General features: G+C 68.9%; 10 protein-coding genes. 4 read left to right on the forward strand and 6 right to left on the reverse strand.

Features of this window, described 5'->3' with window-relative positions; all coding sequences use genetic code 11:
• Positions 1–179: 179 nt before the first annotated feature.
• Together DPV74_RS20765 and DPV74_RS20770 are read left to right on the forward strand one after the other, a co-directional pair.
• The gene (locus DPV74_RS20765; RefSeq protein ID WP_060170480.1) at positions 180–1,796 is read left to right on the forward strand and encodes a protease pro-enzyme activation domain-containing protein; all 1,617 of its coding nucleotides are present in this window, start codon (positions 180–182) and stop codon (positions 1,794–1,796) included.
• Between the two features lie 75 nt (positions 1,797–1,871).
• A complete protein-coding gene (locus DPV74_RS20770) occupies positions 1,872–3,548 on the forward strand; it encodes a S10 family peptidase (protein ID WP_059697056.1) in 1,677 nt (558 codons plus the stop codon).
• A 134-nt stretch (positions 3,549–3,682) separates the two neighbouring features.
• Here DPV74_RS20770 and nadE read toward each other — a convergent pair whose 3' ends face one another.
• The 3 genes from nadE to DPV74_RS20785 all read right to left on the reverse strand — a co-directional run bounded on the left by nadE (position 3,683) and on the right by DPV74_RS20785 (position 6,003).
• Positions 3,683–4,531: an ammonia-dependent NAD(+) synthetase gene (nadE, locus tag DPV74_RS20775; protein WP_027790533.1), complete on the reverse strand. Its 849-nt coding sequence runs from the start codon at positions 4,529–4,531 to the stop codon at positions 3,683–3,685.
• A 211-nt stretch (positions 4,532–4,742) separates the two neighbouring features.
• Entirely contained in the window at positions 4,743–5,612 is an 870-nt protein-coding gene (locus DPV74_RS20780) for a DMT family transporter (protein ID WP_119337870.1), read from the reverse strand.
• Between the two features lie 205 nt (positions 5,613–5,817).
• Positions 5,818–6,003: a hypothetical protein gene (locus tag DPV74_RS20785; protein ID WP_006480515.1), complete on the reverse strand. Its 186-nt coding sequence runs from the start codon at positions 6,001–6,003 to the stop codon at positions 5,818–5,820.
• A 208-nt stretch (positions 6,004–6,211) separates the two neighbouring features.
• Here DPV74_RS20785 and DPV74_RS20790 point away from each other — a divergent pair, with 208 nt between their 5' ends.
• Both DPV74_RS20790 and DPV74_RS20795 read left to right on the forward strand, forming a co-directional pair.
• A complete protein-coding gene (locus DPV74_RS20790; RefSeq protein WP_021161157.1) occupies positions 6,212–6,970 on the forward strand; it encodes a DeoR/GlpR family DNA-binding transcription regulator in 759 nt (252 codons plus the stop codon).
• Positions 6,971–7,075: 105 nt separating this feature from the next.
• Positions 7,076–8,872, forward strand: a complete 1,797-nt coding sequence (locus tag DPV74_RS20795; protein WP_119337871.1) for a phospholipase D-like domain-containing protein — start codon at positions 7,076–7,078, stop codon at positions 8,870–8,872.
• 75 nt (positions 8,873–8,947) lie between these two features.
• On the opposite strand, the gene DPV74_RS20800 is transcribed toward DPV74_RS20795, so the two are convergent.
• The 3 genes from DPV74_RS20800 to DPV74_RS20810 all read right to left on the reverse strand — a co-directional run bounded on the left by DPV74_RS20800 (position 8,948) and on the right by DPV74_RS20810 (position 12,749).
• A complete protein-coding gene (locus DPV74_RS20800; RefSeq protein WP_027790537.1) occupies positions 8,948–9,622 on the reverse strand; it encodes a TetR family transcriptional regulator in 675 nt (224 codons plus the stop codon).
• Between the two features lie 113 nt (positions 9,623–9,735).
• The gene (locus DPV74_RS20805; protein ID WP_059697059.1) at positions 9,736–11,004 is read right to left on the reverse strand and encodes an FAD-binding oxidoreductase; all 1,269 of its coding nucleotides are present in this window, start codon (positions 11,002–11,004) and stop codon (positions 9,736–9,738) included.
• Between the two features lie 164 nt (positions 11,005–11,168).
• Positions 11,169–12,749 (reverse strand): amino acid permease, encoded by a 1,581-nt coding sequence (locus DPV74_RS20810; RefSeq protein ID WP_060170484.1) that lies wholly within the window; start codon positions 12,747–12,749, stop codon positions 11,169–11,171.
• Positions 12,750–13,277: the final 528 nt, after the last annotated feature.

Genomic DNA, 13,277 nt, shown 5'->3' on the forward strand with positions numbered 1-13,277 from the left:
TGCCGGCCCGCGCATGCGCCCCGCCGCAGAAGGGCGTGCGCGCAAATCGTCTGACTGATCTAAACTCCCTGTTACTTCGCGCTGTCGCGAACCCGAACGACCGAACGGAACCGTCTCCCGCCGGCCCTGTCCGATTTCCTGGCTGTTCCGTGCAACGCGGTACCAAGGAGGGTCTGAACATGGCAAGGCATCTTCACGCCGACCGTGAACCCCGAATCGTCGCCGAGTCCAAGTGCCTCGGGCCGTGCGATCCGGCAGAACGCATCCACGTCACGATCATGTTGCGGCGGCAGGAAGAAGGGCAACTCGATACGCTGCTTCACCAGCTCGCCACCGGCGACGCGCAAGCGAAACCGGTGTCGCGCGAAACCTTCGCGCAACGTTTTTCCGCCAATCCCGACGACATTCGCAAGGCCGAGGACTTCGCGCGTCGCCACCAGCTGACGGTCGATCGCGTCGATCCGGTCGAAAGCGTCGTCGTGGTGTCCGGCACGATCCAGCAGTTCGAAGCCGCGTTCGGCGTCAAGCTCGAGCGCTTCGAGCATCGGTCGATCGGCCAGTATCGCGGCCGCTCCGGCCCGATCGCGCTGCCCGACGATCTCGGCGACGCCGTCACGGCTGTGCTCGGTCTCGACAGCCGTCCGCAGGCGCGGCCGCACTTCCGGCTGCGGCCGCCGTTCACGCCCGCGCGCGGCGGCGCGGCGGGCGTCACGTTCACCCCGGTCCAGCTCGCATCGCTGTACGGCTTCCCGGCCGGCGACGGCGCCGGGCAGTGCATCGCGATCATCGAGCTCGGCGGCGGCTACCGCGCGGCGGACATCCAGCAGTATTTCCGCGGGCTCGGCATCACGAAGCCGCCGACGCTCGTCGACGTCAACGTCGGCACCGGCCGCAACACGCCGACCGGCGATCCGAGCGGCCCGGACGGTGAAGTCGCGCTCGACATCGAGATCGCCGGCGCGATCGCGCCGGCCGCGAAGATCGCCGTCTATTTCGCGCCGAACAGCGACGCGGGCTTCATCCAGGCCGTCAACGCGGCCGTCAGCGACAGGACCAACAAACCGTCGGTGATCTCGATCAGCTGGGGCGGCCCGGAGGCCATCTGGCAGGCGCAGTCCGCGCAGGCGTTCAACCGCGTGCTGCAGGCGGCGGCCGCGCAGGGCATCACGGTGTGCGCGGCCTCCGGCGACAGCGGCTCGGGCGACGGGTTGCAGGACGGCGCCGATCATGTCGACTTCCCCGCATCGAGCCCGTATGTGCTCGGCTGCGGCGGCACGCAGCTCGACGCGCTGCCCGGGCAGGGCATTCGCAGCGAGGTCACGTGGAACGACGAGGCGGCCGGCGGCGGCGCGGGCGGGGGCGGCGTCAGCACGCTGTTCGACCTGCCGGTGTGGCAGCAGGGGCTTGCCGCGACGCTGGCCGACGGCAGCCGCGTGCCGCTCGCGAAGCGCGGCGTGCCGGACGTCGCCGGCGATGCATCGCCGCAGACCGGCTACGAAGTGTCGATCGCGGGCACGGCCACGGTGATGGGCGGCACGAGTGCGGTCGCGCCGCTGTGGGCCGCGCTGATCGCGCGGATCAACGCGGCGGCTAGTGCGGCGGCGAGTGCGGCGGGCGGTGCGTCCGCCGGCTGGGTCAATCCGGTGCTCTACAGGAATCCGGGGGCGCTGCGCGACATCACGCACGGCTCGAACGGGACGTACGCGGCCGCGCAGGGCTGGGATGCCTGCACGGGCCTCGGCAGCCCGAACGGTGCGCAGCTCGCCGCGATCCTGACGCGCAAGCCGTCGAGCTGACGGCCGCGGTACACGTCTTTCCGCATGGCGCGGGCTGCCTGCCCGCGCCTTTTTCTCACCTCCAGGAGCAGCACGATGGGCATCGATTCCGCATCTTCCGGCGGCGTGTATCCGCTGCATCACGGCGACCACAATTCGCATGGCGTGCCGCCGACCGTCAACCCGGTCGCGTTGAGCCACGGCCGTGACCAGCCGTTCTTCGATCCGGTCGCGTACGGCAACGGCCCCGACGATTCGGTGACCGACACCACCGAGGCGGCCGCGATCACGCATCACACGATCCTGATCGACGGGAAGCGCATCGCCTACACGGCGACGGCCGGCCATCTCGTGACGGTCGACCCGAGCAGTTCGCTGCCGGCCGCGAAGCTCTTCTACGTCGCGTTCACGGCCGACGGCGCGAAGGAAGAAACGCGGCCCGTGACGTTCTTCTACAACGGCGGGCCCGGCTCGTCGTCGGTGTTCGTGCTGCTGGGCTCGTTCGCGCCGAAGCGCATCAAGACGTCGATGCCGGGGTTCACGCCGCCCGCGCCGTACCAGATGGAAGACAACCCGGACAGCATGATCGACCACAGCGACCTGGTGTTCATCAACCCGGTCGGCACCGGCTATTCGGCGGCCGTCGCGCCGAACAAGAACCGCAACTTCTGGGGCGTCGACCAGGATGCGGATTCGCTGAAGCAGTTCATCAAGCGCTACCTGACGAAGAACAACCGCTGGAATTCGCCGAAATACCTGTTCGGCGAATCGTACGGCACCGCACGCAGCTGCGTGCTCGCGTACAAGCTGCACGAGGACGGCGTCGACCTGAACGGCGTCACGCTGCAATCGTCGATCCTCGACTACCGGCAGGCCGGCAACCCGGTCGGCGCGCTGCCGACCGCGGCGGCCGATGCGTGGTATCACAAGAAGCTCGGCGTCACGCCGGCGCCGACCGATCTCGGCGCGTTCGTCGAGGAAGTCGCGCAGTTCGCGCGCACCGACTACCTGAACGCGTTGCGCACGGTCCCGCATGCGAACCCGGCCGCCGTGCAGAAGCTGTCGCAATACACGGGCATCGATACGGCGACGCTGCAATCGTGGAGCCTCGACATCGCCGGCTACGACGCGCGCGGCAATTCGCTGTTCCTGACGACGCTGCTGCATGCGCAGGGGCTCGCGCTCGGCTCGTACGACGGCCGCGTGACCGGGATCTCGTCGGGCATCGCCGGCAAGATCGACCCGAACTCGGGCGGCAACGATCCGACGATGACGGCCGTGACGGGCGTCTATACGGCGATGTGGAACAGCTACCTGAACGAGCAGCTGAAGTTCACGTCGAATTCCGCATTCACCGACCTGAACGACCAGGCGTTCCAGAACTGGGATTTCAGCCACATCGATCCGACCGGCGCGCAGCAGGGTATCGATGCGCAGGGGAACGTGATCCTCTATACGGCCGGCGATCTCGCCGCGGTGATGGCGCTGAACGTCGACCTGAAGGTGCTGTCGGCGAACGGTTTCTACGATTTCGTCACGCCGTTCTACCAGACCGTGATCGACCTGCAGCAGATGCCGCTCGAGGACCAGAAGGTGCGGCAGAACCTGTCCGCGCGTTTTTATCCGTCGGGGCACATGGTGTATCTCGACGGCGGCTCGCGTACCGCGCTCAAGCGCGATCTCGCGGCGATGTACGACGCGACGGTGAGCGATACGGGGGCGCGGATGCGGATTCGCGCGCTGCAGGCGTCGAAGACGGGCGGGCACGCATAGGGTTGCCCGCCGCCGGGTGGCCGCGCGTAGCCGTCACGGCCGCGCGCGGCGGTTGGGCTCCGACGCTGCCGACCGGTCGCCGGGCCCCGCAGCGCAGGATGGCGACGCGGCAGTTGTTCTGCCGCGGTCGCGACTTACGCGGCCGGCCAGTCGAACGGCGTGTACGGCAGCGCACGCTTGTGGCGCGAAGCGTCGAAGAAGCGCAGCACCGTTTCGTACACGCGGTCTTCGACCGGCTTGCCCTCGAGGAAATCGTCGATCTCGTCGTAGGTCACGCCGTACGCGTGCTCGTCGGGCCGCAGCGGGCGCAGTTCCTCGAGATCGGCCGTCGGCACCTTCATCACGATCAGCTCCTCGCCGCCGAGCGCGCGCGCGACCGCGCGGACGCGCCGCTTGCTCAGGCCCGCGAGCGGCAGGATGTCCGCGCCGCCGTCGCCGAACTTCGTGAAGAAACCCATCAGCGATTCGGCCGCATGGTCGGTACCGATCACGATGCCGCGCCGTGCGCCGGCCACCGCATACTGCGCGATCATGCGCTCGCGCGCCTTGATGTTGCCGTGCACGAAATCCTGCTGCGCCGGCGTGTCGAATGCGTGGCCGGAGGCGACCAGCGAGCGGAGCATCGCGTCGGCGGCCGGCTTCACGTCAACCGTCAGCACCTCGTCCGCGCGCACGAACGCGAGCGCGCGCTGGGCATCGGCTTCGTCGTTCTGCACGCCGTTCGGCAAGCGCATCGCGATGAAGCGCGCATCGTAGTCGTCGGCGCGCAGGCGCTCGACCGCCAGTTGCGCGAGCCGGCCGGCCGTCGACGAATCGACGCCGCCGCTGATGCCGAGCACGTAGGTCCGCAGGCCGGTCGAACGAAGATATTGCGCGAGGAAGTCGATGCGGCGGTCGATCTCGGCCTCGGCGTCGAAGTGCGGGGCAACGTTCAGTTCGGCAATGATCGCGCGCTGGCGGCTGGCGTAATCGGCGGATGTCATGAAGGAAGTTCCGGAACGAAATGCAAGGCGCCCATCATAAGCGCAATCGCGGCGCGGTGCCGCGCCGGGCGTGCGTTCCGGCGGTTTTGCGTTGCATCGGCGAGACGGGCTGCATCGCCGTGGTGCACGGTGCGCCGGGCGGGTGCAGCGTGACGCGTGACGGGCATCCCTGCGCCCGGCGCCGACGCGGGCACCGGCCCGGCGGCGCGCGTCAGCGCCGCGCGAGTACGACGCCCACCAGCGCGAGCGCGAAGCCGGCGAGCTGGATCGCCGCAAGCGTTTCGCCGAACAGCCAGTAGCCCTGCAGCGCGGCCAGCGGCGGCGCGAGGAACAGCAGCGACGTCGCGCGCGCGGCGTTGCCGCGGCGCAGCATCCACATCAGCATCGTGACCGCGCCGCCGGACAGGAACACGACGCCCCACACCAGCGACACCCACAACGCCGGCGCGCCGATCCAGCGGGTTTCGTGAAGCAGCGCGACGAAGACGGCCGCGACGATCGCCGCGCCGAAATTCTGCACGGCAACCGCCGTGCGCAGGTCGCTTTGCGCGAGCTTGCCCTTCTGGTACAGCGAGCCGGCGGTGATCGACCCGACCGCGAGCACCGAGACGGCGACGACGAGCCACGCAGGCGCGGCGCCCGGCGCCGGCGCGACACCGTCCGTCACCTTCGGCGCCAGCACGAGCGCGACGCCGGCGAGCCCGAGCGCCATCCCGAGCCAGCCGCGTGCGGGCAGGCGCTCGTTGAACAGCGGCACGGCGAGCACGGCGGTGGCGAGCGGCTGCAGTGCGCCGAGCAGCGCCATGACGCCTGCGTTCAGCCCTTGCGCGACGGCCCAGTAGCTCGCGCCGAGATAGACGCCCTGCAGCAGCGCGCCCGCGATCAGGTGGCGCGGCCATTCGCGCCGGGCCGGCCACGGCGCGCGCGCGACGAGTGCCACCGCGCCGAACAGCGCGGCCGTGCCCGCGAAACGTGCGAGCAGGAACAGGTTGGGATCGGCGTAGGGCTTGATGGCCCGCGCAACGATGAAGCCGGTGGACCAGAGTGCGACGAAAGCGGCGGCGACGAGCGAGGTCAGCATGCATGGCGGGCCGCGATGCGGCCGGACAGAATCGTGAAGTCGGCCAGTATCGGGGGAAGCGATGCCGGCGTCTTGTCGAATCCTGCACTCATGCTGCGTGCCGAATGTGCACCACGTGCGGCCATCGGTGCGGGCCGGGCGGTGCCGCGGGAACGGGATGGGCGCCGCCCGGCATGCGCAGCGGGCGGGCGTGAAGCAGCGGAGATCAGTCGATCGAGAACGTGTCGAGCGGCTGGTTGGCGCGGGCGTCGGTCGCGAAGCGCGCGGCGAGCTGTTCGTAGAGCCGGCGGGCCTCGTCGAGCGTCAGGTCGATCCAGTACGGATCGCCGGCCGCGTCGTTGAGTCGTTCGGGCGGAAACTGGATTTCGATCACACTGCCTTTGCGATACATGGCGTGAGCCCCTTTGCTTGGTCTGTCGTTCTGCGAAGCGCAAAGTGTAGCAACCGGCGCCGCGCCGATTCGCTCGCGGCGGGCAATACAGAATTTCGCTTTCGGGAAACGCGGCCCGCCCGGCGTCCCGCCGCCGTCAAATGCCGGTCAAACGGCCGTAATACAATGGGCGGCTTACCCATTACCAGTCGCCTCGGGCGCACACGCGATGCTGGCGGAACAACGTCATCAATTCATCCTGTCGGAGCTCGGACGGTCGGGCGCATTGTCGGTCGCGGAACTCGTCCGCTCGCTCGACGTGTCGCGCGAGACCGTGCGGCGCGACCTGAACGCACTGGCCGCACGCGGCCTGCTCGTGATGACGCACGGCGGCGCGCTGGCCGCGGATCGCCGTGAGCCGAGCCTGTCGGAGCGCGAAGCCGCGAATGCCGAAGCGAAGCGCACGATCGGGCGGCGCGCAGCCGAGTTCGTGCCCGACGATGCCTCGGTGCTGATCGATTCGGGCAGCACGCCGCATGCGGTTGCGCTCGCGCTCGCCGACCGGCACCGGCTGTCGATCTACACGAACGACTGGCGCACCGCGTTCGTGCTCGCGCGACGCAACGGCAATCGCGTGACGCTGCTCGGCGGCGAGCTGTCCGACGACGAGGACGCCACCTTCGGGCTCGACACGATCCAGCAGCTCGCGCAGTACCACGTCGATTTCGCGTTCATCGGCGCCGGCGGCATCACGCCCGACGGCGAATGCACCGACTACTCGCGGCTCGCGGCCGAGGTGCGCAGCCGGATGATCGCGGCGGCCGGCACGGCGATGATCGTCGCCGATCATTCGAAATTCGGCCGCGTGACGCCGGTACGGATCAACGGCACGGCCGCCGCCCGCTATCTCGTGACCGAGCGCGCGCCCGACAAGGCCGTGCGCCGCGCGCTGACCGCGCGCGGGATCGAGCTGCTCGTGTGCGACTGACGCGCGCCGGACATACAAGGTTCATCGAACCGTCATTCCGCGGGAAGAACCGCCGTCAAGACTGACTCATTCACCTCGACCGGCCGCAAGGCCAGGGAGCAACGAATGACCGTCAGCGTGCGCAGCTATCTTTCCCCCACCTTGGTCCTGCTGGCCTTCGACTGGCCCGATGCGGCGTCGCGTGCCGATTTCCTCGGTTTCGCGATCCGGCGCACGCCGGGCTTCTGGTCGGCCGACGGCAAGACGCGTGCGCCGGACAGCTGGCTGCCGAACCGCCTGACGTTCGACGGCCCGGCCGCGCACACGCAGGGCGACGCGCCGACCGACCAGGCGCCGATCCAGAAATTCATGTGGTGGGATGCGCGCATCGATCCGCAGGATCGCGGTGCATCGTTTCGCTACGACGTGTATCCGGTCGTCGGCACGCCGGCGAATCTGCAGGTACTCGACGCGCAAGCCGGCGTGTGCGACGTCGTGCTGCCCGCGCATGTCGAGGACGGCATCGGCACGTGGTTCAACCGCGCGGTGGTCAGTTCGCAGGCGTTCGCGAAGCAGGTGGCGGCGCTGGGCCTCGCGCCGAATGCGGCGCCGAGCGACGCGCAGGCGCTGAAGCTGCGCACCTGGCTCGCGAACGACATGGAGCAGGTGTTCGCGGAGATGCTCGATCCGGCATCGCGCGCGGCGTCGGCCGTCTATCACCTGACCGACACGCTGTGGGCGCTGCCCGCGTTCGAAGCGTTCGGGCGCACTCACGGCGAAGCGTCGCTCGCGATCGTCTACGACGCGCACACGACGGCGCGCAAGGGCAAGCCGCCGCTACCGTCGCCGAACCAGCCGGCCGTCGACGCGCTGCAGGGGCTCGCGACGCTCGCGCCGCGCGACCGGACGCACATCATGCACGACAAGTTCATCGTGACCGATGCGGCGTCGAACCCGGCCCCCGCGCGCGTGCTGACCGGCTCCGCGAACTTCACGACCGAGGGGCTCACGGAGCAGGCGAACGTGCTGCACGCGTTCGATTCGCCCGAGCTTGCCGCGCTCTACAACGCGCGTGCGCATGCGCTGGCCGGGAATCCGCCGATCGCGGCGACCGCGCGGCTGTCGCCGGGCTGGTCGGAACCGATGACGATCGGCAGCGCGCAGGTGCGGCTCGCGTTTTCGCCGGAACCGGCGGGGCAGCGCACCGAGATCGACACGATCGTCGCCGCGATCGCGGCCGCGAAGCATTCGGTGTCGTTCTGCCTGTTCATGCCGACCGACGCGGCGCTGCGCGACGCGTGCTTCGCGGCCGGCGACCGCGGGCTGATGATGTTCGGGCTGGTGAACAGGATCAACGCCGGCAGCGCGACGAAGGCCGATGCCGCGCGGCAGGCCGGCCGGACGCTCGATGCGGCGACGCTCGCGAACCTCGAGCTGTATCACCGCAGCCGCGACAACCGCGACGTGATCGATGCCGCGTATTTCTCGCCGGCCACCGTGCCGCAGGGTTTCGAGCCGGAGCTGCGCCTCTTCCCGGGCGAGCCGGCGCCGGCCTTTCCGCCGGTCGTGATCCATCACAAGTTCATCGTGATCGATGCGGAAGGCGCGAATCCGGTCGTCTATACGGGCTCGGCGAACATGAGCCGCAATTCCGAGCAGTACAACGACGAGAACCTGCTCGAGATCCGCGACAAGCGGATCGCGGCGATCTATCTCGCGGAATTCCTGAGGCTTTACGAGCACTATCGTGCACGCGCGCTGGCGATCGATGCGAAGCAGCAGCACGGCACGGGCACGGGTACGGGCGCGCATGCGCGGCTCGCGCTTGCGCCCGATTCGAGCTGGGCGAAGAAGTACTACGTGGCGGGAAGCCCGGAAGAGAAGGCGCGGATCGCACTGGCGTCGGCCGCGCCGACGGACTGACCTGAGAGAAGGCGACGGGCGCGGATGTCGCGCGCCCGGTGTGAGGCCGGCCGGGAAACCGGCCGCCGTCGTCGCTTATGCGGCGACGTAGCGCAGCACGGCGTCGGCGATCGTGTCGCGATGCCGGGCGCGCAGGCGCGGCGCCGACGGGTCGCGTCCGAACGCGGCGCCGAACGTGTAGCGGTTCGACACGCGGTGGAAGCAGAACGAGCTGATCAGCAGGTGCAGGTCGAATGCGTCGATGTCCTTGCGGAACGCGCCGCTCGCCGCGCCGCGCTCGACCAGTTCCTCGAGCGTCTTGATGATGCTGACGTTGCGGTTCTTGAACGACTTGAGCTGTTCGAGATACTTCGCGCCGTGGATGTTCTCGATCGACACGAGGCGGACGAAGTCGCGATGCTTGTCGTGATAGTCGAACGTGAATTCGACGAGGCGGCGCATGCCTTCGCGCGGCTCCATGTCGCCGACGTGCAGTTCCTGCTCGAGTGCGCGGATGTCGCCGTACACCTTCTCCAGCACGGCCTCGTACAGGCCTTCCTTGCTTTCGAAGTAGTAGTAGAGCATCCGCTTCGTCGTGTTGGTACGCTCGGCGATTGCGTCGACGCGCGCGCCGGCGAGCCCCATCGCGGAGAATTCCTGCGTGGCGACATCGAGGATGTTGCGCTTGGTTTGCTCGGGATCGTATTTGCGCCGCGCATCGGACGGAAGCGTGCGGGTATCGGACGTGGCGGCCTTGCTTCCTGCTTTCATGTGACTTTATTGTGGCTTCGGCGGCGTGGAAAAGGCATTCTAGCATGCGGGAAATCCCCGCCCGGCCGACCTTCCGCTCTAATCGGCAGGGCGGTTCCGGCCGCCGCGGCCGCTCAGCGGCGGCAGGACGCGAGCGCGTCGCGGGCCTGGTACGCCGTGTACGTGAGCTGCGCGGCCGCGAGGCCCGCCAGCCCGAACGTGCGCGTGAGCCCGAACGCGTTGAAGCCTTCCGGCACCGGCCGGCCTTCGGCCAGTGCGGCCGCGAGCGCTTCACCGGCGACCGTGGTCGGCGCCATCCCGTGGCCGCCGAACGCGATCGCGTGCCACACGCCGTCCGCGTCGCGGCCGATCTGCGGCATCTTGTGCCGCGCGTAGCTCATCAGCCCGCCCCACGCGTAGTCGACCTTCACGTCTTCCAGTTGCGGATACACGCGCAGCAGGTCGCGCCGCAGCAGGCGGGCGATCGCATCGGGGCCGCGGTCGAGCACGGAGATCCGGCCGCCCCACAGGATGCGCGTGTCCTTCAGCGGGCGGTAATAGTCGAACGCGAAACGCGTGTCGTAGATCGCGTACGGTGCGTCGATCGCGTCGGGCAGGCGCGTGCCGAGCGGCTCGGTCGCGATCACGTAGGTCGCGATCGGCAGCACCGCGCGCTCGATGCGCGGCGACACGCCGCGTGCATAGCCGCCGCCGGCGAACACGACGTCCTTCGCGCGCACCGTGCCCTGTGCGGTGCGTACGACGTACCCGGCGCCTTCGCGCGCGATGCCGAGCGCGGCCGAGCGTTCGTACACGCGCGCGCCGCCGCGCGATGCGGCCGCCGCGACGCCGAGCACGTACTTGAGCGGATGGAAGTGGAACGCGTTCGGCTCGAACAGGCCGCCGTAATAGCGCTGCGTCTTCAGCCGCTTGCGCAGCGCGGCCGTCGAAACGGGTTCCCAGTCGACGCCGAGTTCGTCCTTCATCAGCGTGCGCACGCTGTCGAGCCTCGAAGGATCGTCGAACCAGTTCGCGAGCATCACGCCCTGGTCGACGATGTCGCAGTCGATGCCGTAGCGCGCGATCCGCGCGCGGATCAGGTCGACTGCATCGACGGTGAGCCGGTACAGCCGACGCCCCTCGTCGCGGCCGAGCGTGCGCAGCAGGTCGGCGTTGTCGAGGCTGTAGCCGCCGAAGACGAAGCCGCCATTGCGGCCCGATGCGCCGAAGCCGACCCGTTCGCTGTCGAGCACGACGACGTCATGCACGCCGCGCTCGACGAGGCCGAGCGCCGTGCACAGGCCGGCGAGGCCGCCGCCGACGATGCAGACCTGCGTGTCGATCGTGCCGGTCAGTTGCGGGTAGGGCTGGCGGGTAACGGTGGCTTCGTAGAAGTTCTGCATGCGATTTCGTTGACTCGTAACGGCGGAAAAACAGGCGGCGCGCGTCGATCTTGCCTGAACGCGCGCGCCGCGTCGAATGGGGGCGCAGGGCATCGGCCGTCGCGACTGGGCGGCGGCCGGTGCGAAGTGGGCGGGTGCGGGCCGATGCGGGCCGACTCGCGCGGTCAGGTGCCCGGTGTCGGGTTGGCCGGACGGGCGATGTAGCCCGCGTAGCCGGTTTCGGCCTGCGGCGCGGTTTCGGGTGTCGCGTTGCGTTCGATCCACGGCGCGATTTCCATGTCTTCGTAGCGCACGAGGCGGCATTTGCGCACGAGTGCGTAGCCGAGCCAGATCGCGAGGAAGAACGGCAGGCCGATGTAGGTCGCAGCGACGCCCACCCAGTCGATCTTGTCGGAGAGGAACGCCTGATAATCCTGGCCGAGCGCGACGACCGCGCACAACGCGAATGCGAACAGCGGGCCGAACGGGAACCACTTCGACCGGTACGGCAGCTGGTCGAGCCGGTAGCCCTGCTTCAGGAACCCCTTGCGGAACCGGTAGTGGCTGACCGCGATGCCGAGCCACGTGATGAAGCCGGCCATGCCCGACGTGTTCAGCAGCCACAGGTAGACCGTCTTGTCGCCATACAGCGACGTGAGGAAACACAGCGCGCCGACGGCCGTCGTCGCGTACAGCGCGTTGCGCGGCACGCCGCCGCGCGACAGCTTCGCGAAGATCTTCGGCGCGCGGCCTTCGACCGCGAGGTTGTAGAGCATCCGCGTCGACGCGTACATGCCCGAGTTGCCGGCCGACAGCACGGCCGTCAGGATCACCGCGTTCATCACGCCGGCCGCGAACGCGAGGCCCGCGTGGCGGAACACGAGCGTGAACGGGCTCACGCCGATGTCGGTCACGTCGCTCTTCAGCAGGTTCGGGTCGGTATAGGGAATCAGCACGCCGATCACGAAGATCGCGAACACGTAGAACAGCAGGATGCGCCAGAAGATCTGCTTCACCGCGCGCGGGATCGTCGTGCGCGGGTTTTCCGACTCGCCGGCCGCGACGCCGATCATTTCGGTGCCCTGGAACGAGAAGCCCGCGATCATCGCGACGCCGAGCATCGTCGCCCAGCCGCCGGCGAACGGCGCGTCGCCGATCGTGAAGTTGCCCCAGCCCGCGCTCGGGCCGCCCTGCATGATCCCGAAGATCATCAGCAGGCCGACGCCGACGAACGCGAGCACCGTCAGCACCTTGATCAGCGCGAACCAGTATTCGGCTTCCCCGAAGCCGCGCACCGACAGCGCGTTGAGCGCGAAGATCAACGTCAGGAACAGCGCGCTCCACCAGACGCCCGGCACGTGCGGGAACCAGTAATGCATCACGAGCTGAGCGGCGACGAGTTCGACCGCCAGCGTCACGGCCCAGCTGTACCAGTAGTTCCAGCCGAGCGCGAAGCCGAAGCCTTCGTCGACGAACTTCGCGCCGTAGGTCGCGAACGAGCCCGACACCGGCATGAACGCGGCCATTTCGCCGAGGCTCGTCATCAGGAAATAGACCATCAGGCCGATCACCATGTACGCGAGCATCGCGCCGCCGGGGCCGGCCTGCGAGATCGACGCGCCGGACGCGACGAACAGGCCCGTGCCGATCGAGCCGCCGATCGCGATCATCCGCAGATGGCGTGCCTGCAGCGCACGGTGGAGGGACGGCTTCGCGGGCGGCGAGCCGGACGGACGGGGTGAATCGGGGCGGGCATCTGAATGCATGGCGGGCGCTGGGCGCTGTCTCCGGGATTATTTTTCGATGACGAAGCGCGACGCGTTGCCGGCTGCGGGCCGGGCAGCGGTGATGCGGTGCGAAAGCGCGCCAGTGAGCCGGGGCGCGATGCGTGTCGCCTTCGTCAGGCGTCCGGCTGCCGTTGTGGCGGCCGGCGGCGCGCCGGGTGCGGTGCACCTCGACGTCGCAACGATTGTGTGTGCCCGACGCACGGCCGGCAAACGATATTTCCGCACAGGGTGATGCAGGATTGTCATCAACTTGCGTCGAGTTGCGACGCGTCCTCGTGCCCGTCTGCAGGCTTTGGAAACGTCCCATGTCGGCGCGCAAGCGCATCGGATCGGCGTGCCGAGGTGTTGCGTTTTCGGAATGAAGTCGTGAGTTAATATCAATAGCGGCCCGACTTGTGGCCACCGACAATGTGTTTCATGGATCGTGCCTTGCGAGGCGGGAGCGCGCCGTCCGGCCGGGCTTCCGGCGGCGGCGCGGCGCGATGCGCCGTGCGGCGCACCGGGCCT

It is taken from the genome of Burkholderia sp. HAN2018 (assembly GCF_024704855.1).
Lineage (GTDB): Bacteria > Pseudomonadota > Gammaproteobacteria > Burkholderiales > Burkholderiaceae > Burkholderia > Burkholderia cepacia.